Origin of the sequence: Pseudomonas canadensis, from assembly GCF_000503215.1 — a bacterium.
Taxonomy (GTDB): domain Bacteria; phylum Pseudomonadota; class Gammaproteobacteria; order Pseudomonadales; family Pseudomonadaceae; genus Aquipseudomonas; species Aquipseudomonas canadensis.
In genome coordinates this window covers 1,028,502-1,051,798 of sequence record NZ_KI628539.1, presented here as the reverse complement: position 1 = coordinate 1,051,798, position 23,297 = coordinate 1,028,502, and the positions used below count along the sequence as shown (strand labels likewise).

The 23,297-nt window shown below is 54.1% G+C and carries 20 protein-coding genes; 8 read left to right on the top strand and 12 right to left on the bottom strand.

The annotated features are described in order from the left end of the window. Positions 1–20: 20 nt before the first annotated feature. From rfbH to U367_RS0127815, 8 genes are read left to right on the top strand one after another with little or no spacing between them, the layout of a single operon-like run. A complete protein-coding gene (gene rfbH, locus U367_RS0127850) occupies positions 21–1,334 on the top strand; it encodes a lipopolysaccharide biosynthesis protein RfbH (protein ID WP_028619489.1) in 1,314 nt (437 codons plus the stop codon). A 3-nt stretch (positions 1,335–1,337) separates the two neighbouring features. Beyond that, the gene (locus tag U367_RS0127845; protein ID WP_028619488.1) at positions 1,338–3,053 is read left to right on the top strand and encodes a thiamine pyrophosphate-binding protein; all 1,716 of its coding nucleotides are present in this window, start codon (positions 1,338–1,340) and stop codon (positions 3,051–3,053) included. Beyond that, the gene (locus tag U367_RS0127840; RefSeq protein ID WP_028619487.1) at positions 3,053–3,985 is read left to right on the top strand and encodes an NAD-dependent epimerase/dehydratase family protein; all 933 of its coding nucleotides are present in this window, start codon (positions 3,053–3,055) and stop codon (positions 3,983–3,985) included. The genes U367_RS0127845 and U367_RS0127840 overlap by 1 nt, the downstream gene beginning before the upstream one ends. Beyond that, positions 3,982–5,292, top strand: a complete 1,311-nt coding sequence (locus U367_RS0127835) for a hypothetical protein (RefSeq protein ID WP_028619486.1) — start codon at positions 3,982–3,984, stop codon at positions 5,290–5,292. The genes U367_RS0127840 and U367_RS0127835 overlap by 4 nt, the downstream gene beginning before the upstream one ends. Continuing rightward, positions 5,289–6,269, top strand: coding sequence for a glycosyltransferase family 2 protein (locus tag U367_RS0127830; protein WP_028619485.1), 981 nt, complete (start codon positions 5,289–5,291; stop codon positions 6,267–6,269). The genes U367_RS0127835 and U367_RS0127830 overlap by 4 nt, the downstream gene beginning before the upstream one ends. A gap of 43 nt (positions 6,270–6,312) precedes the next feature. Continuing rightward, on the top strand, positions 6,313–6,957 hold the full coding sequence (locus tag U367_RS0127825) for a DapH/DapD/GlmU-related protein (protein WP_028619484.1): 645 nt from the start codon (positions 6,313–6,315) through the stop codon (positions 6,955–6,957). A gap of 42 nt (positions 6,958–6,999) precedes the next feature. Then, positions 7,000–7,797 carry a glycosyltransferase gene (locus tag U367_RS0127820; protein ID WP_028619483.1) on the top strand — a complete coding sequence of 266 codons (798 nt, stop codon included), beginning with the start codon at positions 7,000–7,002 and terminating at the stop codon, positions 7,795–7,797. Then, positions 7,790–9,007 (top strand): glycosyltransferase family protein, encoded by a 1,218-nt coding sequence (locus U367_RS0127815; RefSeq protein ID WP_028619482.1) that lies wholly within the window; start codon positions 7,790–7,792, stop codon positions 9,005–9,007. The genes U367_RS0127820 and U367_RS0127815 overlap by 8 nt, the downstream gene beginning before the upstream one ends. Before the next feature lie 65 nt (positions 9,008–9,072). Here the strand turns inward: U367_RS0127815 and U367_RS0127810 are convergent, their stop codons facing one another. The 12 genes from U367_RS0127810 to U367_RS0127755 form a co-directional block, all read right to left on the bottom strand. Then, positions 9,073–11,067 carry a polysaccharide biosynthesis protein gene (locus U367_RS0127810; RefSeq protein ID WP_028619481.1) on the bottom strand — a complete coding sequence of 665 codons (1,995 nt, stop codon included), beginning with the start codon at positions 11,065–11,067 and terminating at the stop codon, positions 9,073–9,075. 97 nt (positions 11,068–11,164) lie between these two features. Further along, entirely contained in the window at positions 11,165–12,178 is a 1,014-nt protein-coding gene (locus U367_RS0127805; RefSeq protein WP_028619480.1) for an MraY family glycosyltransferase, read from the bottom strand. 129 nt (positions 12,179–12,307) lie between these two features. After that, positions 12,308–13,573, bottom strand: coding sequence for a glycosyltransferase family 4 protein (locus U367_RS0127800; RefSeq protein ID WP_028619479.1), 1,266 nt, complete (start codon positions 13,571–13,573; stop codon positions 12,308–12,310). Next, positions 13,574–14,704, bottom strand: a complete 1,131-nt coding sequence (gene wecB, locus U367_RS0127795) for a non-hydrolyzing UDP-N-acetylglucosamine 2-epimerase (RefSeq protein ID WP_028619478.1) — start codon at positions 14,702–14,704, stop codon at positions 13,574–13,576. It lies immediately after the preceding gene. Between the two features lie 68 nt (positions 14,705–14,772). After that, entirely contained in the window at positions 14,773–15,891 is a 1,119-nt protein-coding gene (gene wbjC / locus U367_RS0127790; RefSeq protein WP_028619477.1) for a UDP-2-acetamido-2,6-beta-L-arabino-hexul-4-ose reductase, read from the bottom strand. A gap of 3 nt (positions 15,892–15,894) precedes the next feature. Continuing rightward, positions 15,895–16,929, bottom strand: coding sequence for a polysaccharide biosynthesis protein (locus U367_RS0127785; protein ID WP_028619476.1), 1,035 nt, complete (start codon positions 16,927–16,929; stop codon positions 15,895–15,897). 511 nt (positions 16,930–17,440) lie between these two features. Then, positions 17,441–17,671, bottom strand: coding sequence for a lipopolysaccharide assembly protein LapA domain-containing protein (locus U367_RS0127780; protein ID WP_028619475.1), 231 nt, complete (start codon positions 17,669–17,671; stop codon positions 17,441–17,443). 20 nt (positions 17,672–17,691) lie between these two features. Next, the gene (gene ihfB / locus U367_RS0127775; RefSeq protein ID WP_003218804.1) at positions 17,692–17,988 is read right to left on the bottom strand and encodes an integration host factor subunit beta; all 297 of its coding nucleotides are present in this window, start codon (positions 17,986–17,988) and stop codon (positions 17,692–17,694) included. Positions 17,989–18,120: 132 nt separating this feature from the next. After that, positions 18,121–18,405: a hypothetical protein gene (locus U367_RS0127770; RefSeq protein ID WP_028619474.1), complete on the bottom strand. Its 285-nt coding sequence runs from the start codon at positions 18,403–18,405 to the stop codon at positions 18,121–18,123. 163 nt (positions 18,406–18,568) lie between these two features. Then, entirely contained in the window at positions 18,569–20,254 is a 1,686-nt protein-coding gene (gene rpsA, locus U367_RS0127765; RefSeq protein WP_016975322.1) for a 30S ribosomal protein S1, read from the bottom strand. Between the two features lie 120 nt (positions 20,255–20,374). Next, on the bottom strand, positions 20,375–21,064 hold the full coding sequence (gene cmk, locus U367_RS0127760) for a (d)CMP kinase (protein WP_028619473.1): 690 nt from the start codon (positions 21,062–21,064) through the stop codon (positions 20,375–20,377). Further along, positions 21,061–23,271, bottom strand: a complete 2,211-nt coding sequence (locus tag U367_RS0127755; RefSeq protein WP_028619472.1) for a bifunctional prephenate dehydrogenase/3-phosphoshikimate 1-carboxyvinyltransferase — start codon at positions 23,269–23,271, stop codon at positions 21,061–21,063. Before U367_RS0127755 ends, cmk begins: the two co-directional genes overlap by 4 nt. Positions 23,272–23,297 lie beyond the last annotated feature (26 nt).

Genomic DNA, 23,297 nt, shown 5'->3' with positions numbered 1-23,297 from the left:
ATTTTTTAGCAGGATTTTTCATGACCCCCGATATGCTCCGCCAGGAAATCAGCAAGCTCGTCGAGCAGTACGCCAACGTTGCATTGGCGAGCAAGCCGTTCGTGGCTGGCGAAACCATTATCCCGCCGTCCGGCAAAGTGATCGGTGCGCGTGAGTTGCAGTTGATGGTCGAAGCCTCCCTGGATGGCTGGCTGACCACTGGCCGTTTCAATGCCGAATTCGAGAAAAAGCTGGCAGAATTCCTCGGTGTCAAATTCCTGCTGTCGGTCAACTCCGGCTCTTCCGCCAACCTGGTTGCTTTCAGCACGCTGACCTCACCCAAACTCGGTGAGCGCGCGATCAAGAAAGGCGATGAAGTGATTGGCGTGGCCGCGGGCTTCCCAACCACGGTCAACCCAATCGTTCAATTTGGCGCGATCCCGGTGTTCGTTGACGTTGACATGGCTACCCACAACATCAACGCTGACCTGATCGAAGCGGCCATCACACCGAAAACCAAGGCGATCATGCTGGCCCACACCCTGGGCAACCCGTTCAACCTGGGCAAGGTCAAGGCGCTGTGCGAAAAGTACAACCTGTGGCTGGTGGAGGACTGCTGTGACGCCCTCGGTGCGACGTATGACGGCAAGCTGGTAGGTACTTTCGGCGACATCGCCACCCTCAGCTTCTACCCTGCGCACCACATCACCATGGGTGAAGGTGGTGCAGTGTTCACCAACAACCCGATGCTCAAGGTGATTGCCGAGTCGTTCCGCGACTGGGGCCGCGATTGCTACTGCGCACCCGGTTGCGACAACACTTGCGGCGACCGTTTCGGCCAGCAATATGGCAGCCTGCCTCAAGGTTATGACCACAAGTACGTATACGCGCATTTGGGCTACAACCTGAAAATCACCGACATGCAAGCCGCCTGCGGCCTGGCCCAACTCGAACGAGCCCAAGACTTCATCGATACTCGCAAGCGCAACTTCAAACTGCTCAAGGACCGACTGTCCAGCCTGTCCGAGTTCCTCGAAATCGCCGAAGCAACTCCCAACAGTGACCCATCGTGGTTCGGCTTCCCGGTGACACTCAAGGAAAGCAGTGGCGTCAACCGTGTTGATTTGTTGAAGTACCTTGACCAGCACAAAATCGGCACACGCCTGCTATTTGCAGGCAATTTGACTCGCCAACCGTACTTCCAGAACCTGGAGTACCGTGTAGTGGGTGAATTGACGAATACCGACCGCACCATGAACCAGACTTTCTGGCTCGGCGTACAGCCGTCGCTAGGCCAGGAGCATTTTGAGTTTGTCGGTGAGAAGCTGGAAGAATTCTTTGGGATTGGTTTCTAAACAATGAAAGCATCGGATGCGGTTGCGTTAGTTCTTGCTCAGAACAAGGTGTTGTATGGCTACGAGTTGATCGGAGGGATGATCACCCACCTGGTTGACAGCATCAATCAGTTGGGTGAGACCAAGCTAGTCTCGGTCCACCATGAGCAAGGGGCAGCGTTTGCTGCATCCGCGGTTTCTCGCGCGACACACCATGAGGTACTTGGTGTCGCCTTGGGCACAAGCGGCCCTGGCGCAACCAACCTGATTACCGGTATTGCTGACTGCTGGCTTGATAGCCATCCCTGCCTTTTCCTGACGGGCCAGGTGAATACCTACGAACTCAAGGGCGACAGGAATATCCGCCAACAGGGCTTCCAAGAGCTTGATAGCGTGGCGCTGGTCAGCAGTATTACCAAATATGCCTACCAGATCAGGCACGTGGACGAGTTGCTCCCGTGCCTGCAAAAGGCGATCGACACTGCCAGAGAGGGACGCCCAGGCCCGGTTCTGCTGGACATCCCTATGGATATCCAGCGAAGCGACATTGATGACGCAGTCGTACACGCGCTTTTGGTACCACAGCCGGAGCGGGTCGAGGCTTCCTTACAGGAATCCGACCTGGAAGCGATCAAAAACGCGCTGGCATCTGCCCAAAATCCTTTGATTCTGTTGGGTGGAGGGGCTGTCAACGCACGTAACTTCACACCGTGGCTCGATCAACTGGAAGCGTCGGGCATACCTTACGTCGCCAGTCTGAAGGGAGCAGAAAAGGTCCCGGCGAGCGCGAACTACCTGGGCATGCTCGGCGCCTACGGAACGCGTACCGCCAACTATGCCGTGCAGAATTGCGATTTCCTGCTGGTGCTGGGTAGCCGCCTGGATGTTCGACAAACCGGTGCCAAACCCGAAGATTTTGCCCGCAAAGCCCAGGTTTTCCAGATCGACCTGATGGAGGGGCAACTGAACAACCGCGTTAAGGCGCATGCTTCCTACGTGATGGAACTGAACACGTTTTTCGCACGGTTCCCTCTTTCCAAAGTGCAAGAAAATACGGCATGGGCTACCTGGGCTGCTGATTTACGAGCTGATTTCGATCAGAGCTTCGTCGATGAGTACACTGATTGGTCGGTGAGCCCTTTCGTCATCTGCTCAACCCTGAGTGCTTTGACCAGAGGGCGTGCTGTCGATTTTGTTGCCGACGTCGGCAACAATCAGATGTGGGCGGCGCATACGTTGCGATTGAGCCAGGGTCAATCCATGCACCATTCCGGCGGTCTCGGCACCATGGGGTTCGCGATCCCGGCGGCCATTGGCGCCTGCAACGCGGGCAACAAGCCTGTCATTGTCATTACGGGTGACGGCGGGGCTCAGCTCAATATCCAGGAACTGGATATCATCGCCCGCGACCAACTGCCCGTCTTGATCATTGTGCTTAACAACCACTCCCTGGGAATGGTCCGCGGGTTCCAGGAAATGTACTTCGAGGGACGCAACTCTTCGACCTACTGGAATGGCTACACCTCACAGTTCAAAGCCATTGGTGAGGCCTACGGCATCAACTCCGCGGTCGTGAGCACCCATGATGAATTTGCGACGCAGGTCAGAATGTTCATTGAATCACCCCGTCCCGCGCTGATCGAACTGATGATGCCTGACGCCCGAGAATGCCGTCCACGGCTAGAATTTGGTCGCTCGATTGATCAGCAGTTGCCTGAAAAAACGCGGACATCACGCTGATGCACATCGCAATATTCGGCGCGAACAGCCAAATTGCCCAAGACCTGACACGTTCACTCGCCGCAGCTCGAACATTCGAGCTGAGCCTGTTTGTGCGGGACAAAAACAAACTCGACATATCGGCATTGATATCCGCAGAACAGCGAAGTATCAAAATCTTTGAGTACGCCGAGTTCGATCAAAACACTCCGTTCGATGCAATCATCAACTTTGTAGGGGTCGGCGACCCCGCAATGGCATCGAGAATGGGATCTGCCATTTTCGACATCACCTATGAGTATGACAAGCTCGCACTCGAATACCTTAAAGCCAACACCGAGTGCCGCTATATATTCCTGAGCAGTGGTGCTGCCTATGGCGGTGATTTCGCAACCCCCGCACAGGCTCAGACCCTCGCCACGTTTGACATAAACAACTTGAAATCAACGGATTGGTACGCTGCCGCAAAGTTTTACGCAGAGGCGAGGCACCGAGCGCATCAGGGTCTTAGCATCGTGGATATCCGGGTATTCAACTACTTCAGTCACACACAAGATTTGAGCGCACGTTATTTTATAACCGACGCTGTCCGCGCCATCAAGGACAACACCGTACTGACGACGTCTCCCGCGAACATGTTTCGTGACTACATAACGCCCCTGGACTTTTACACGCTTATATCAAAAGCATTGACATTCAACGGAGACCTCAACGTAGCTGTCGATTGCTATACCAATGCCCCAACCGACAAGTTTTCAATACTCGATCATCTTCGGAACAATTTCGGCCTACAATTCACCGTCGAAAAAACCACTCAACACATCAATGCAACCGGTGCTAAACAGCACTATTATTCCGAAAACAGAATGGCATCGACATTGGGCTACGCACCACACTTCAACTCCATTGAAGGATTGACTCATGAAATCGAAAGATGTCAATTCATTAAATGAATTATAGAAAAATATTCAATCACGACTTTCGCAACACTGCAATAAATCAGTTATGGCGATTACTCTCGGGACCTGCCCTGCTCATCCTGGTCCCCCTTTACCTGTCATCCGAAGCCCAAGGATACTGGTACACCTTCATCAGCATGGCCGCACTCGCGGTGTTCGCAGACATGGGGTTTTCTGCCGTGCTGCTATTGTTCGCCTCGCATGAATTTGCACACCTCAAGTTCAATAATCAGAAAGAACTTTGCGGCGCACCTGAGCACATCAGTCGACTGGCGACGTTATTATCTTTCGCCATGCGCTGGGCCAGCGGCATGGCGCTCGTTGTTTTCCCGGCCGTGCTCTTGATCGGGTATTTCATACTGAATGGCAAGACGTCCCAGATAAACTGGCAACTTCCGTGGCTGGTATACGGTGTGGCATCCGTCATTGTATTCATCAATAGCATTGCACTGTCCTTCATAGAAGGATGCGACAGCGTGGGTGACATTCAGAAAATTCGTTTCCATGTCAGCGTGATCAGTGTATGCGTGACCGTTATCCTGCTGATCAGCGGTGCAGATCTGTATGCTCTGGCCTTTTCATTATTAGCCGGCGCACTGGCAGGCACCTCAATAATCCTTCATCGCTACAAAGCCATGCTGGGACAGCTTTATAAACTGACACAACTCAACAGCTACCCTTGGTTCAAGGAAATAATGCCGCTCCTTTGGCGTTTCGCATTGAGTTGGGTCAGCGGCTATTTTGTACTGTCTATATTCACCCCTCTCTCTTTCAGCTATCACGGGGCCGTACAAGCAGGCCAAGTTGGCTTCTCAATGGCCATTTGCATGGCAATGTTCAGTATCGCCAACATTTGGATAACCATTATCACCCCAAAAATAAATATGTATGCGGCCCATCGTAATACCACTGCGCTCGATCAAGCCTTCAGAAAAGGCGTAGCGCTGGCAATAGCCACTTATGCCGCGGGCATGGTAGCGCTCTTCACCGGCCTCTGGCTGATGGAGGGCCACCCCTTGATAGAGAACCGCCTGCTGCCGACCCTTCCTCTGTTGATGGTCAGCATAGGATGGCTGATGCAGCTGATCATCAATGCAATGGCGATCTATATGAGGGCTTATAAGAAAGAGCCACTGGTCGTGGTATCAGTCCTCAATGGGCTGTATGTTGCGATCACAACTTTGCTGGCCGCGAAGTACCTTCCGTTCGAATACCTTTTTTCTGGTTTTACAAGTGCGTACGTCTTGGTCTTACCATGGGTTTATTGGATTTTTAGATCTTTCAAAAGGCGTTCATCATGAGTTTTCAGCCTAATCCTGTATTGTCCATTGCACTGCCTACCTACAATCGAGCAGACTTCCTTGACAGCTCGCTAGCGGCGCACCTGCCGATACTAAGGCGCCATAACATTCAAATTTTCATTTCCGACAATGCCTCGACAGATGAAACCTTCAAGATTGTCGAAAAATGGAAAGCGGAATACCCGCTGCTGCACTACTCGCGCAACCACGAAAATCTGGGCGCGGATTTAAACTTTGAAAAAGCGCTGTCTTTATCGGACACCGCATACACATGGCTACTGGGCGACACTTCACAATTCTGTGCCGACGATCTCGACAAGGTATTGAATCTTTTAAAAACAAACATCCCTTATGACGCCGTATTGGTAAACCTCGTAAACAAGATTGAAACGCCGGAAGCCACCTATCAAGACGCCAATGCATTACTGGAAGATCTCGCAGGGCTCATGAGCTGCATGAGCTGCTTGATCTATAGCAAAGCGCTGATAAATGATGCAGACTTTTCCCGCTATCACAATTCTAACTTCATACAAACAGGCATCCTCTTCGAGTCTATTGCGAACCGCCCCTTTCAAATTCATTGGCTACCCCAGGCATCCGTCACATCCCTTGAAAGCCCACATCTCACGAAAACCAGTTGGGCCCACACAGACAAAATATTCAAGATCGGCCTGACCTGCTGGGTTAACTTTATATTTTCGTTACCCGTCAGCTATTCGCTGAAAGGAAAACTTAAAGCCTGCACCCGTTTTGGCGAAGTATCCGGCGCGTTCACGATCAAAGGCATGCTGTCTCTGAGGGCCAGAGGGTTGTTAAACTACGGCGTCTATAAAGCGTACCGAACGGATCTCAGGCTGTCCGTGGGCTACCCTAGTTGGATCGTCATGGTGATATCAGTCATTCCAAGATCGATGCTCAGTAAGGCAGTCAACCTGTACCTCAAACGCGCACGCACTCTACCGGTGGCAGACCACTAGTTTGCTTCCACCTGTTTACACACGCCAACACGAGTAGACCGCGGTGTCCTATTTTTTTAAAAAACTTAAGCAACATCACGTCTTCATCGTCCCCATGGTGATCGGGCAATTTCTGTTTGTATGGCGAGCCTTTATTCACCTCAGAGCGCTCCCTGCCCCCGGGAAACGTGCCTATCTTGGTCGTGCGCCCAAGGTCTTTGGCCTGGAACACATCACGCTGGGTAATAATTTCAGAGTAGGTGAAGGGCTCTGGCTGCACGCGGTCTCTCAATACCTCAAGTTCATGTATCAGCCGCAGGTCGACATTGGTGAGAACTTTTCCGCCAGCGACCATTTGCATATAGCGTGCTGCAACAGAATAACGATTGGCCGCAATGTCTTGATGGGCAGCAAGATTCACATCACCGACCACTCCCACGGCGACTACTCGGGGGAAAACCAATCCAGCCCCTACGAAACACCTTTTGAACGAAAACTGGCCAGCAGCGGCCCCGTGACCATTGGCGATAATGTATGGATCGGGGACAATGTCGTCGTACTGCCGAACACCTCTATCGGCGATGGGGCGATCATCGGCGCCAACAGCGTTGTCGCCAAAGATATCCCCAGTAACGTCATTGCCGTGGGCTGCCCTGCCAGGGTAGTGAAAGTCTGGAGCGATAAAGAGAGCAAATGGTTAAATGTTTAAACGTGACTCAGCATGGGCGGCTCCACACATCAAAGGCATGGCATGACGCGTAAGATTGCAGTAGGTATTGTTGTCTATCACGCAGGTGCTGAGTTATTGCGTAGGCTCGAATTAACGTCGTCGGATGGATTTGAAGTCTACGTATTCGACAACTCACCTGACGTTACCAACGTGCGAGAACTCGCGGAGCTTGACCCGCGCATCCACTATTTTACCTGTGGCAAAAATCTGGGATTGGGCATCGGCATTTCAACAGTGTGTGCCAATGCCTATCAACAGGGCCACTCAGCACTTCTGTTTTTTGATCAGGACACCGGATTCAGCAGCGAAACACTGTCTTACATAGAGAATAACTATGCCGACAACAGCGACGCATACAGCGAGTTCAGCGCAATCGCCTTCAAAGCCGGCGGAAATGCTCAGGTACAGGATGTGCCTTTACTGATTAACAGTGGCAGCCTTTATTTCCTGGACAAACTCAAAGCCCTTGACTGGATGGACTGCAGCTATTTCGTTGACAGTGTGGATTATAAGCTGTGTTTGGACTCGTTAAATAAGGGCTATCGCATTGGCGCCTGTGGTGCCACACCGGGGTTCGATCATGTCACGGAGCAGGCTGATAGTCGCTATCGCATCGCGGGTCGTACGTATTCAATGCGGGCGTATTCAGGTTCTAGAATAAAAGACACTGTTTCGTCGAATCTCAAACTTATTTTTTCTGCGCTCAAGAGCCGCCAGGTTGGCTTCGCGCTCAGAATAACAAGATTACTGACGCTCTATTGCGCCTCTCAGATCCTCGTCAGGGTAATCATTACATTAGGAATTTTTAAACGTGACTGATGAAAAAGGCATGACCGGCGAGCGCTCAGCCATTTTTACCGTGTGCAACCTGGCTTACTTATCAAAGGCGCTGGTGTTGGCCGAGTCATTGGTAAAATTCGACCAGCCGAAACTGAAGATCTATATTTTTGATCGTAAGGTCGAAATGGACCTCCCGACCGACCTGGCAGAGTTCTATTGGGTTGAAGAGATCGGATTGGCTGACGTCCGGCACTACGCCTTCAAATACGACATCGTCGAGTTCAGTACCAGCCTCAAGCCCTGGATCACCTTAAAGCTCCTTGAGCAGCACGATAAGGTGGTGTTCCTGGACCCGGATACCTGCGTGTTCAGCCGCCTCGATGGTTTATGGGGCGAGCTCGACACGCGCGACATCATTCTAACGCCCCACTACGTCACGCCTCATGTTGAAGGTGATATCGGGATGCTGCGCTTCGGCTCCTTCAACCTAGGCTTCTACGCAGTTTCCAATACCTCAGAAGGCATACGGTTTCTTCAGTGGTGGAATGAGCGCTGCTTGGAGCACTGCTATTTCGAAACTCAATTCGGACTTTCGACTGATCAGAAATGGGTCAGTATTGCTCCCTGCTTCTTCCCGACCCTGCACGTATCGTTCAATCTTGGCTACAACGTAGCTTTTTGGAATAGCCATGAGCGAACCCTCTCGCCTGACGGCCAGGGTGGCTATACGGTAAACGGGGAGTGCCCATTGGTTTTCTTCCACTTCAGTTCGTTTGATGAGAAGAACCCGGCACTGTTGAGCAAGCGTGCATTTGCGGGAAGAGAGAAACAACGTGAGGACCTTCAGGAAGTCAGTTTCTATTACAAGGAACGACTCTCCAACTTCTCATCCTTCCCTTCCAGCGCCGCCTATGCATTTGATTACATGAGCGATGGAAAATACATATCGCCTACGCTGAGAAGGGCCTACGCCAGCGTGCTGGATGAGTTACCTGCCGGCCATGACCCTTTTGATGCCAGCGGCCCCGTTTATACTTTTGCCAGGAAGAACTTCTTGTTCGAGGCGGGCGGACAATACAAACCGGCCGGGTTTGGTGATGCGCAAACTCACTCTGGAAAGCTCCAGATCATTAACTCAGTGCTAAAGGGGATTCTTTACGTTGTAGGCCCCAACCGGTTCATGAACATATCGAGACTGTTTGTCTACCTCTCGAGCTTCAGGCTGAACAAGAAGCTCTGGAAGCTCTAATACAAGGCCCTATTGCGAGCTCTGATGAACCGGCAAACAGGTCCATCAGAGCGGCAATGCGCTGATCAGACTTCGCGGTGTCGCTGAATGTGCACCCAGTCAACGATCTCACCCTCTGGGGCGTAGCCGCTGACGGTGTCTTTCAACAGCTGCCTGACGAGCGAAAAATCCCCCTCCTCAACAGCCGCCAACAAGCCTTGCAACCGGCCCTTGAGCACTTCCCAGTCCAAGAGTTCCTCATTGGCTCGCATGATCATCGGATGACTCGTGGCAGCGACGTTGTCGCCAATCAACAACTCTTCATAGAGCTTTTCACCCGGACGCAGCCCACTGAAATTGATCAGGATATCTCCGTGCGGGTTTTTCTCGGAGCGGATACTCAGGCCTGATAAGTGAATCATCTTTTCGGCAAGCTCCACGATTTTCACAGGCTCGCCCATATCGAGCACGAAGACATCTCCCCCCTGCCCCATCGAACCCGCCTGGATAACCAACTGCGCCGCTTCAGGTATCGTCATGAAATAGCGGGTTATTTTCGGGTGGGTCACCGTCAGCGGCCCACCCGCCTGGATCTGCTTATGGAACAACGGGATAACCGAACCTGACGAGCCCAGCACGTTACCAAATCGAACCATGGTGAAACGGGTTTTATTGACCCGCGAGATATTTGACGCATCACCAAACAACCTCGGCGCCAACTCCTTGCTCAAAGCTTGTAATACAAGCTCCGCCAGCCGCTTGGTGCTGCCCATCACGTTGGTTGGCCGCACAGCCTTGTCGGTCGAAATGAGCACGAAGTTCTCGACACCTGCCTGCAGTGCAGCCTGCGCGGTATTGAGGGTGCCGATCACATTATTAAGAATACCCTCGGCAATATTGTGCTCCACCATGGGTACGTGCTTGTAGGCTGCTGCATGGTAAACCGTATCGACTGACCAGGTATTCATAACCTCCAAAAGCTTGCCGGGATGTCGCACCGAACCAAGGATCGGCAGCAGCGTTACATTCAACGACTCTGATTCAACACGCTGTTCAAGTTCGGACAGGATGCAATAAAGGTTGTACTCACTATGATCGAACAACAATAGGCTGGTGGGTTCCAGCGTGAGGATCTGACGACAAAGTTCCGATCCAATCGAACCGCCCGCACCGGAAACCAGCACTACACGGTGCTTGATGCATCGCTCCAGCAACTCAGGCTGCGCAGGTACGGGATCTCTACCGAGCAGGTCGGCGATGTCCACTTCCTGGATATCATCGACTTTGACTCGACCACTGGCCAGGTCCATGAATCCGGGAACACTGCGCACATGCAACGGGTATCCTTCCAGATAACCCAGTATTTCTCTACGGCGAGATCGTGTGGATGACGGTATTGCCAGCAGCAGCTCTTCAGCACCGGTCTCATCGATCATCTGCTGGATGCGCTTAGGCTTGTAGACCTTCAGCCCTGAGATGATGCGATCCGAGATGCCGCTGTCGTCATCGATAAAAGCCACCGGACGCATCACCCGGCCCATGCGCAAGGCCGCTACCAATTGATTGCCCGCCGCCCCGGCCCCGTAGATAGCCACCTTGATAAGGCCATCATCACGACTGGTGAAAGGCACATGCTGCGCGGCGGTAAACCAGTCCCCCTGAAAGTATTGACGCATCGCCAAGCGCAAGCCGCCAATGATGACCATGCTCAGCCACCAATAGTTGAATACGATTGAACGGGGCACCACCGTCTGATGATTGCTGTACAAATACACCACCAGAGCCAGCAACAATGCGGAGAGGCTGACGGCCTTGATGATTGCAATCAGCGCATCATTGCCGAAATAACGCATCACTGCCCGGTACATGCCAAAGTGGATAAAAAGCGGGATGGCAATCACCGGCGCACTGAGAAACAGCCACAAATGGACTACAAAGGGGTTGTTGAGGTCATCAAACCCCAGGCGCACAACAAATGCCAACCACAACGCCGTCCATACCAGAACGATGTCGGTCGCCACTTGCAAGAAACGTTTATGCCTGCGCGGCAAGCCCACCAACCGGGTACGTAAACTATCCATAAACCCTTTTATACCTCAGTCCCTAGCACTGCCAGCAAAAAAATGACAGTCATGTGAGTGTGCAACAACCCCTTGAATCTCCATTGCCCATCAATTATCACGCTTTTTCAAGCTCACCCGCATGAAACTTAATCGCGAGCAACACCAATGGAATATAGGCCACCATCAAGCCCAGAACGCCGTCAAACCCTAGGCCGACAAAGAGCGCGATGGGCAACAACCACAACAGATTGATAGCCATCACCGTCAGCGTAACCGGCAAATGACGCCCCGCCAGGCGTGATGCATATTGATAGGCATGACTTCGATGCGCTTCATACACCTTGTCTCCGCGCAACAGGCGTCGCCCCAGGGTGAAGGTCGCATCAACGATGAATACACCCAGCAAAATCAACCAGACCCAAAGCATCTCAGGTGCCGCCCACGCAGCCTGAAGCGACAGGATGCCAATCACTACCCCCAGGAAGCCACTCCCAGCATCGCCCATGAAAATGCGGGCAGGAGGGAAGTTCCAGTATAAAAACCCAAGCACCGCGACCGCTAACAGCATCGGTGCAATCATGAGGTTTTCATGACCTGTCAGCCAGTACACCAGGCATGCGCCAGCACAAGCGCACACGGCCTCAATGCTAGCAATGCCGTCAATACCGTCCATGAAGTTGTACAAATTCAGCATCCAGACCAGATACAAGGCTGCCAGTACGTGACCCAACCAGCCAAGGTCCACCTCAACGCCGACGAGGCTGATCGTGGGAAGCCCTCCCATCCAGAGCAACGCCCAGAGGGCTGCGCCAAAGTGGGCCAATAGACGCCAGCGTGCTGCGATATGACCATGATCGTCGAGAAAACCAACGACCGCGATCAACGCCCCAGCCCCCAATAATGGCAATGCGGCACTCCAACTGACCCAACCAGCAAACGCCACCAGCACCAACGTCACCAGGTACGTCAGTACGATTGCGACACCACCACCTCGTGGCGTCGGTACAGAGTGCGAACTGCGGCCATTGGGAATGTCCATCAAACTACGCGACAAGGCATAACGGCGTAGGACCCAAGTCAATAGAAGCGATGCTGAAAGCACCGCGGAAAACACCAACCAAATGGTCATGTAGGAAACAGTTCCTGAAACAGATGCGGGCAAAAGGGTTCAGCGTTCATCACTGGTCGGCACTGCCTGGTACTCGACATCGTTCAGGCAGCACAGCCAGGAACGGCATCGATGAATGAAGGCTTGCGGTCATTTTTCGTTGCGCCTCAGGGTAGCCTTCCGGAAAAGCGCCTCAAGACGGTCGAACAAGGTCTCCTTGGAAAAATGCTCAAGATAATAACGTCTGCCCAACAAGCCCATACTCTCGAGCTCGGGCTTGGGCAACGCCCCCATGGTGCGCACAATATTCGCGAGTCCCAGGGCATCGCCAGAACCACACACCATGCCAGCTCCCGACCCGGCAACAACGTTGGCCGCCTCGCCGTCAATCATGGCAATCACGGGTTTTCCCGATGCCAGATAAGCCTGGACCTTACCCGGGATGGTTTTCTCGAAAACGTCATTAGTCCTCAACGACACCAACAAAGCGTCCGCAGCGGCGAACAGTGCCGGCATTTTTTCCAGCGGATGCCTTCCGAGCAGCAGGACGTTATCCATTCGGTTCTCCGCCACATGCTTGGTCAGCCATTGACTGGCCCGGCCATCCCCCACAATCACCCAGCGCACAGGCAGGTCCGCCTTGACCGCATTGACTGCCGCCATGATCGCTGGAAAATCCTGCGCGTCACCAATGTTGCCGGCAAAGAGGATCGTAAACACCGTATCGTCGCGCTGCAGCAGCTCAGAAGGCGCTTGCACCTCCCCCGAAAAATCATCCTCGGCCCAGCTGGGGAAATACACCAACCGATCTGTGCCCATCGCACGCGTGCAGTATTGCTTGACGTTCTCGTCGAACGAACGTGACTGCAACAGCAAGTAATCGGTACGGTTGTAGATCCAGGAGACCACCTTGCCAACCAGTCTAAGCAGCCGAGGGCTTTCGATAACCCCCACCGCCCTGAGACTTTCCGGCCACAGGTCCAGTACCCAGATGAACACCGGGGCCTTTTTCAAGCGACCCAGCACCAGGGCTGGGATTGCCCCCATGATTGGCGACACACCATATACAAAGATCGAATCGAACGACTGGCCGCGCAGTTTGTAACTGCCAACGATAGAGGCACTGCTGAAAAACGAGAGGTAATTCATGGCCAGCGTGAAGTTGCCCTTGCCTCGCGCCAGCATCGGCACTCGGATAACGCGAGCCCCCCGATAACTGGAGAACTGCGTGGGATCACGCCGAAAATCAGCAAAGACCTGCCCTTCCGGATAATTAGGCAAGCCGGTGAGCACCGTCACCTCATGGCCTTTGGCGACAAAGCCTTCGACCATGTTGTTGATGCGCATGTTTTCGGGCCAAAAGTATTGGGTCACCACCAATATCTTGAGTGGCTTTTCCTGGGAGAGCCTGTCCAATCAATATTGCTTCCATACGGTGCGCATGACGTAGTCACGGTAGCTATGGATAATCCGCACGACCTTTTCAGCGACATTGGGCATGCTGTAATCGGCGACAAGCCGTAGCGTCCGCTCTTGCCCCGATGCCTGGTTTTCCAGAAGCTGCAAGCCTTGCATGGCACGCTCGACCTCCAGGCCGACCATCATGACAGCCGCCTCTTCCATCCCTTCCGGCCGCTCATGGGCTTCTCGCAGATTCAGCGCGGGGAAATTGAGAATCGATGACTCTTCGTTGATGGTGCCGCTGTCCGACAGCACCGCTTTGGCTGTCAGTTGCAACTTATTGTAATCCTTGAACCCCAACGGCTTGAGCAATTGCACATTCTTGTGGAACTTCACACCCATGGCATCGACGCGCTTTTGCGTACGAGGGTGAGTGGTTACGATCACCGGCAAGTCGTAATGGGCAGCGACGGTGTTCAACACTTCGACCAACTTGAGGAAGTTCTTGTCGGAATCGATATTCTCTTCGCGATGCGCACTCACGACGAAAAACTTGCCGGCCTCCAGGCCAAGCCGCTCCAGTACATCCGAGGCCTCGATGCCATCGCGGTAGTAATTGAGCACTTCAAACATAGGACTGCCCGTCTTGATCACCCTGTCCGGCGGCAGCCCTTCGCTCAACAGATAATCACGCGCAATGCTGCTGTAGGTCAGGTTGATGTCAGCGGTGTGATCAACGATGCGGCGATTGATTTCTTCAGGCACGCGCATGTCAAAACAGCGATTGCCGGCTTCCATGTGAAATGTCGGGATCTTGCGGCGCTTGGCCGGAATCACAGCCATGCAGCTGTTGGTGTCACCGAGGATCAGGAGGGCTTCGGGCTTCACGTCCTCCAGCACCTGATCCACCGCAATGATCACGTTGCCGATCGTTTGCGCACCACTTGCGCCGGCAGCGTTGAGAAAATGGTCAGGCTTGCGAATGCCAAGATCCTGGAAAAAAATCTCGTTCAATTCGTAATCGTAGTTCTGCCCGGTATGCACCAGGATGTGTTCACAGTGCTCGTCAAGCTTGGCTATCACCCGCGACAGGCGAATGATTTCAGGGCGCGTCCCCACAACCGTGACAACTTTCATTTTTTTCATTTCAACACTCTTCCAGAATCATTGGCATCGGAGCCGTCCGCCCCATGCATTGCCTGACGCGCCCATGCTCAGGCTTGAGTACCCACCGGCATTGCAAAGGTGTCCGGGCGCTCACGATCAAAGATCTCATTGGCCCAGAGCATGACGATCATCTCTTCCTCCCCGACATTGGTAATGTCGTGAGTCCAGCCAGGCACCGTTTCCACTATCCGCGGTTGCTCACCCTCAGTAAGCAGCTCATAAAACTCCCCAGATACTATATGGCGAAAGCGAAAGCAGGCCTTGCCTTTGATTACCAGGAATTTCTCGGTCTTGGAGTGGTGATAATGACCGCCCCGTGTCACGCCAGGGTGGGCGGTGAAATAGGAAAACTGCCCACTGTCCCGGGTCTTCAGCATTTCAACAAAAACGCCGCGTGGATCACCGTACTTCGGAACGTCGTAGGTAAATTGCTCGACCGGCAGGTAACTGACGTAGGTGGAATAAAGTGCTCGCACCAGGCCTGTGCCAACGGCCTCGCTGATCAGCGTGTCGCGACTGTCGCGAAACGCATGCAGCTGATCCGCTAACTCCCCCACAGAAATGCTATACACCGGGGCCACCTGATCAACTGAATCGTGAGGCGAGCCCGTGTCCATTAGCTGGGTGAAATAGTCGACCACATCGTCGATGTAAACCAGGCTGACCATCGCGTGTCGATCATTGACTTGGATCGGCAGGCCTCGGGTGATGTTATGGCAGAAAGTCGCCACGGCCGAGTTGTAATCAGGCCGCGCCCATTTTCCGAACACGTTGGGCAGGCGCAGAACATGAACCCTGGAACCGTGGCTCGCCTGTAGATCATGCAATGCATGCTCAGCAGCCAGTTTGCTGATGCCGTAGGGATTATCGCGATCAGCCTGGGTCGAGGAGGTATAAAGCACGGGAGTGGGCTTGCCACTCATCTTGATTGCGTCGCACAGAGCCAGGGTCAAATCAGCGTTGCCAACCTTGAACTCCTCGGACGATTGCGGACGATTAACCCCCGCAAGGTGGAAGACAAAATCAACTTCGGCAACCAGCGCGGGCAATTGAGCGATGTTGTTATCACGGGTAAAGGCAACCACGTCGATATCACTGCGCTCACTTAAATGCGCTATCAGGTTCTTACCGACAAACCCGTTGGCGCCGGTGATCAGTACCTTCATCACTCACTCCTCCGGCGTAGCGAGTTCGCCACGCTGGATTGCCTTCATGAACTCGAGTTTGAGCAGCAGCCGTTGCATGCCGGCCACATCCAACCGCTCAGTGTTATGAGAGTTGTAGTCTTCTGTGCGAGAGATTTTTTCTTCGCCCTGCTCTACAAATTTTGAGTAGTTCAAGTCACGCAGGTCGGGCGGAATGCGGTAGTAATCGCCCCTGTCTTCAGCGCAAGCCATTTCTTCACGGCTCAGCAGCGCTTCAAACAGCTTTTCGCCATGACGAGTACCGATGACCTGGATAGGATGCTTAGGCTTACCGACCATTGCGGTCAAAGCCTTGGCCAGGGTTTCAACTGTCGCCGCTGGTGCCTTCTGAACAAAAAGATCACCATTGCAGCCGTGCTCGAAAGCATACAACACCAAGTCCACGGCGTCCGACAGCGTCATCATGAAGCGCGTCATGCTCGGATCAGTCAACGTCAATGCCTGACCTGCACGAATCTGTTCGATGAACAGAGGAATCACAGAACCTCGTGAAGCCATGACGTTACCGTAGCGAGTACCGCAGATAACCGTCTTGGCATCATCCACGTTACGGGATTTGGCAACCATGACTTTTTCCATCATTGCCTTGGAGATACCCATGGCATTGATCGGGTAGACAGCCTTGTCGGTGCTCAGGCAAACCACTCGTTTGACCGAATTCTGGATAGCGGCTTCCAGGACATTCTCAGTGCCAATAACGTTGGTCTTGACCGCCTCCATGGGATGAAACTCGCAGGAAGGCACCTGTTTCAGAGCAGCAGCGTGAAAAATGTAATCCACGCCGCGCGTGGCATTGAGAACGCTCTGGTAGTCGCGCACATCACCTATGTAAAACTTCAGCTTGGTGTCGGCATAACGCTTACGCATGTCGTCCTGCTTCTTCTCGTCGCGACTGAAGATGCGGATTTCTGCGATACCACTGTCGAGGAAACGCTTGAGGACGGCGTTGCCGAATGAACCGGTGCCACCGGTGATTAGAAGCGTTTTTCCGCTGAACATAGTAAGTCCTAAAGCAACGCGCACATCACGACAAGCTTCTAGTCGGCCACTCACCTCAATGCCTGCAGACCAACAAAGCCAACCTGCCGCCCCGGAATGCTCAACGGTGAAGAGGTTCAAGGAAAACGTCGAAGCTCGTTAGCAAACAGCCCGAAAAATAAGCTTGGTGTGGTGCAGTTAAAGATGAAGGGCATGGAAATTGGTGGCTATTTTAAGGCCTGCATCCTTAAAGTCAAAAGCGAACACGGATGCGTGAGGACATGCCCAAACGGCAATGAGAGGATGGGCACCAGACTCGACACCCTAGGGAGATTAACGCTGACTGGTTATTGAAGTGACATGACGGAAGATTTCATACAGATAAACGCTTAAAGACTTCGTCAGAGCAGTAAAAAGCCCCACCTTAAAATAGGAGGACTAGCTCGCCCTTATGTCAGGCTTCGCTTGCCGAGAGGATAAAATGCCGCATGGTTCGAGCATAAGACTACGGCAACCCTAAAGCACATATCGATCAGGCCTTCTGACGTATTCTCTTACGGCCAAGCACCACACCTAGTGCAGGCCCAACAATCATTCCCACGAGTAACGCCAGCAAGGTGAAAACTGAAACAGGTAGCTCAACCGTGGACCAGCCTAAAAACGACAGTGTCGCACCTTGCTGATTCTCGAGCACAAAAAAAACGACAACGAGCGCGAAGAACAAAACAGATACAATCGATGCAAAGCGCGCAAGTCTAGACATAACATTCTCCTGAAAGTCGATCAGACGCCTTCTTCCTCGTCTTCGTTCACACGATCACGCAATTCCTTACCCGGCTTGAAGTGAGGTACGAACTTGCCGTCAAGACTGACGGACTGGCCGGTTTTCGGGTTACGGCCCACACGCGGCGCGCGATAGTGAAGGGAAAAGCTCCCAAACCCACGGATCTCAATGCGATCCCCGGTCGCCAGGCATTGGGACATTTGCTCAAGCATGGTCTTGATAGCCAACTCGACATCCTTGGATGAGAGCAGCCCTTGATGGGTGACAATTCGTTCGATCAACTCCGACTTCGTCATATTTTTCCCTTCTTTTTCAAGCAGCTAGGAAAAGCGCTCCGAAGGTTTTAGCATGACTTGATGAATTTGAACAGCCCATGCATAAACTTATCTGCCGGTTGAATAAACCCCCGCATTGAAGGTGCTATTCGTTCAATTGCAGATCACCAGCATCGTCCGCGTCACTGCGCCGGCGGGGTTCCAGCCAAAGAGAGAGTCACCCTCTTCATCCTGGGCATCACTGGACCTGGTGATGACCTTGTAGCCTTGCATCTTGCACTCTCGAGTGGCGCGCTTCTCGCACTTCTGCCAGTTGTTGCCAAGCCCTGAGCAGTCGATCTCGATACCACTGACGCCGCGCTTGGCATGGGTCTTGGCGCTCGTAGCGGAGCAGCCTGCGAGCATTACCACGGCGAGTACTACGATAAGCCTGTTCATTCAAATCCTTACTGAAGCTACAACACGGGAACCGCTTTTTTCTTAAGACTATAGCCAGTTCTGACACTGAGCTGAACGCCTTGGTTCTAGGTTGTTGATTCAACGAATTTCAAGCACAAAAAAGGGCGACCGAAGTCGCCCTTTTTCTACAGCTTTACAGAACTTAGTTCTGCTTAGCCATTGCTTCGCGCAGCAGGGAGGCCATGGTGGTCTCGCCTTGTGCAGCTTCCGGAGCAGATTTAAGGCTCTGAATAGCTTCTTTCTCTTCAACTTCGTCTTTCGACTTGATGGAGAGTTGGATTACGCGGCTCTTGCGATCAACGCTGATGATCTTGGCTTCTACTTCCTGGCCTTCTTTCAGAACGTTACGCGCATCTTCAACGCGGTCACGGCTGATTTCGGAGGCTTTCAGAGTCGCTTCGATATCGTCGGCCAGAACGATGATGGCGCCTTTGGCGTCAACTTCTTTCACAGTGCCTTTAACGATTGCGCCTTTGTCGTTCTCTTGAACGTACTCGGAGAACGGATCGCTTTCCAGTTGCTTGATACCCAGGGAGATACGCTCGCGCTCTGGGTCAACCGACAGGATAACGGTGTCCAGCTCGTCGCCCTTCTTGAAACGACGAACAGCTTCTTCGCCCACTTCGTTCCAGGAGATGTCGGACAGGTGAACCAGGCCGTCGATGCCGCCGTCCAGACCAATGAAGATACCGAAATCGGTGATCGACTTGATGGTGCCGGAGATTTTATCGCCCTTGTTGAACTGGCCAGAGAAATCTTCCCATGGGTTAGATTTGCACTGCTTGATGCCCAGGGAGATACGACGACGCTCTTCGTCGATGTCCAGAACCATAACTTCCACTTCGTCGCCGACTTGTACGACTTTCGAAGGGTGGATGTTTTTGTTGGTCCAGTCCATTTCGGAAACGTGCACCAGGCCTTCCACGCCTTCTTCCAGCTCAGCGAAGCAGCCGTAGTCGGTCAGGTTGGTAACACGCGCGGTAACGCGAGTGCTTTCTGGGTAACGGGCTTTGATAGCAACCCATGGATCTTCACCCAGTTGCTTCAGGCCCAGGGAAACACGGTTGCGCTCGCGATCGTATTTCAGAACCTTGACATCGATCTCGTCGCCAACGTTGACGATTTCGGAAGGATGCTTGATACGCTTCCAAGCCATGTCGGTAATGTGCAGCAGGCCATCCACGCCACCCAGGTCGACGAATGCGCCGTAGTCGGTGAGGTTTTTGACGATACCTTTGACTTGTTGGCCTTCCTGCAGGGATTCCAGCAGAGCTTCACGCTCGGCGGAGTTCTCTGCTTCCAGGACGCTGCGACGGGAAACGACAACGTTGTTGCGCTTCTGGTCGAGCTTGATGACCTTGAATTCGAGTTCTTTGCCTTCCAGGTGCGTGGTGTCGCGCACAGGACGAACGTCGACCAAAGAACCTGGCAGGAACGCACGGATGCCGTTAACGTCGACAGTGAAGCCGCCTTTAACCTTACCGTTGATAACGCCCTTGACCACTTCTTCAGCTGCGAAGGCTGCTTCGAGAACAATCCAGCATTCAGCGCGCTTGGCTTTTTCACGGGACAGCTTGGTTTCACCGAAACCGTCTTCAACCGAGTCCAGAGCAACGTGAACTTCGTCACCGACATTGATTGTCAGATCACCAGCATCGTTGTAGAACTGTTCCAGCGGGATCAGAGCTTCAGACTTCAGACCAGCGTGAACGGTTACCCAGCGAGCTTGGTAATCGATATCAACGATAACACCGGTGATGATGGAGCCTGCCTGAAGGTTCAGGGTTTTTAGGCTTTCTTCAAAGAGTTCCGCAAAGCTTTCGCTCATTTTAATTCCTGTTGATAAGGGCGAAGAATACGCCCATCTCCACACCCCAGACGGTGTGGGTCAGTTTCAGTTAAAAGAAGCCACCGCAGGACTATGACTGGTCCCCTGCGGCCTTCTTGATCACCCGGTGATATCGCGAATGGCGATTTCACTCAAGATGCGTTCCAGCACCTGCTCGATGGACAACTCCGTGGAATCCAGCTGTATGGCATCAGCCGCCGGTTTGAGCGGGGCTACTGCGCGCTGGGTATCACGCTCATCGCGTGCACGGATCTCATCTAGCAGACTCGACAGACTAACACCATCGACTTTGCCCTTCAACTGCAAGTAGCGGCGGCGAGCCCGTTCCTCGGCGCTGGCGGTCAGGAAAATCTTCAATGGCGCCTCGGGAAACACTACGGTTCCCATATCACGGCCATCAGCCACCAGGCCCGGCGGCTCTTGAAAAGCCCGCTGACGCTGCAGCAGCGCATCACGCACGGCCGGCAGCGCGGCAACCTGGGACGCCCACGAGCCGACCTGCTCGTTGCGCAGGTCATCCGTCACATCGTCCCCTTCAAGGATGATGCGCTGGGGATGACCTTCCGTCGCGCCGACAAACTGCACATCCAGATGCGCCGCCAGCAGCTTCAGGGATTCTTCGTTGGTCAGGTCGACGCCATGGTTGCGCGCGGCGAACGCCAGCAGGCGGTACAGCGCGCCAGAATCCAGCAGGCACCAGCCCAGGCGCTTGGCCAGGATGCCGGCGATCGTGCCTTTGCCCGAGCCGCTTGGCCCGTCGATGGTAATCACCGGTGCTTTGATATTCACAATTGAGCCTCTTGGGCAACACGGATGCCGACGTGGGCACACAGTGTAAGAAAATTCGGAAAAGACGTAGCAACATTGGCGCAGTCACGGATACGAATCGGCGCCGCCGCCCGTAGGGAAGCCACGCTGAATGCCATGGCAATCCGGTGATCACCATGGGCATGCACTTCACCACCGCCCATCAGGCCACCCTCAATGATAATCCCATCAGGGGTCGGTTCACACTTAACGCCCAGCGCCAACAGACCGTCGGCCATGACCTGGATACGGTCGGACTCCTTCACACGCAGCTCTGAAGCGCCACGCAACACCGTTCGTCCCTGGGCACAGGCCGCGGCGACGAACAACACTGGAAACTCATCGATCGCCAACGGCACCAACGCTTCAGGAATCTCGATACCCTTCAACGCTGCCGCTCTTACGCGCAGATCCGCGACAGGCTCTCCACCCACCTCACGCTGGTTTTCCAAGGTGATATCCGCGCCCATCAGCCGCAGGATATCGATCACGCCGGTACGCGTCGGATTGACACCCACATGCTCCAGCAGCAACTCAGAACCCTCGGCAATCGAAGCTGCCACCAGAAAGAACGCCGAAGAAGAAATATCCCCCGGCACTTCTATATGGGCAGCCGTCAGCGCATGACCGGACTCCAGCGATGCCGTCGCGCCCTCCACCGCCACCGGATAGCCAAAGCCACGCAACATGCGCTCGGTATGGTCGCGGGTCGGCGCAGGCTCGGTCACCGCGGTTTTGCCTTCAGCGTACAACCCGGCCAGCAACAGGCAGGATTTGACCTGGGCACTGGCCATCGGCATCGCGTAAGCCAGGCCTTTCAACGACTGGCCACCACGAATGGTCAGCGGCGGACGCCCTTCTGGCCCGGTCTCGATCACTGCACCCATTTCCCGTAGGGGCTTGGCTACGCGATTCATCGGGCGCTTGGAAAGGGACGCATCGCCAGTCAGCACACTGTCGAAACTCTGCGCGGCCAGCAAACCCGACAGCAGCCGCATGGAAGTGCCGGAGTTACCCAGGTAAATCGGCCCCGGCGCCGGTCTCAGGCCATGCAGCCCTACGCCATGAATGGTCACGCGCCCATGGTGCGGGCCCTCAATCACCACGCCCATGTCGCGAAATGCCTGCAAGGTCGCCAGGGCATCTTCACCTTCAAGGAAACCTTCGACCTCAGTCACACCCTCAGCCAACGAACCCAGCATGATCGAACGGTGGGAGATTGACTTGTCGCCCGGCACCCGAATACGCCCGCTCAAGCGGCCACCCGGTTCGGCGAGGAAGGTCAACTCATCAGCGTTCACTGCGGTTTCCATGTAGGCCCGGCGCGCCAGGATCTTGCTGAAATGCTCACGCGCCACCCGCGCACGGGTGAACACACCCAATAATTGATGGCCATCTCCGGCATCAACCGCGTCGCGCAAGGCGTCGAGGTCGCTGCGGAAGGTGTCCAGGGTGCGCAACACCGCTTCGCGATTGGCGAGGAAGATGTCGTGCCACATCACCGGGTCGCTGCCGGCAATACGCGTGAAATCACGGAAGCCACCGGCGGCGTATCGGAAAATCTCGAGGTTTTCGTTGCGTTTGGCCAAGGAGTCCACCAGGCCGAATGCGAGCAAATGCGGCAGATGACTGGTCGCGGCCAGCACTTCGTCATGACGCTCGACCTGCATATGCTCGACATCCGCACCCAACTCACGCCACAAACGATCCACCACCGCCAATGCAGCCGGATCGGTTTGCTCCAGCGGCGTCAGGATGACTTTATGGCGACGGAACAGCTGCGCATTGGACGCCTCCACGCCGCTCTGCTCGGAGCCGGCAATCGGATGCCCGGGCACAAAACGCGCCGGCATACCACCAAAGGCCCGTTGCGCCGCGCGCACCACATTGCCTTTGGCACTGCCGACGTCCGTCAGGATCGCCTGGCCCAGGTCCATGCCCGCCAGTACGGCGAGCAATTTCTCCATGGCCAGGATCGGCACGGCCAACTGAATCACGTCTGCGCCTTGGCACGCGAGCGCCAGGTCCGCCTCACAGCGATCCACCACGCCCAACTCAACCGCCAACTTGCGCGATTGTGGGTCCAGGTCCACACCGACCACTTCGCCACACAGCCCGCTTTCACGCAGGCCTTTGGCAAAGGAGCCGCCGATCAATCCCAGACCGACCACCACCAGGCGACCGATCATAGGCACAGCAGGTTGCAATGCAGTGA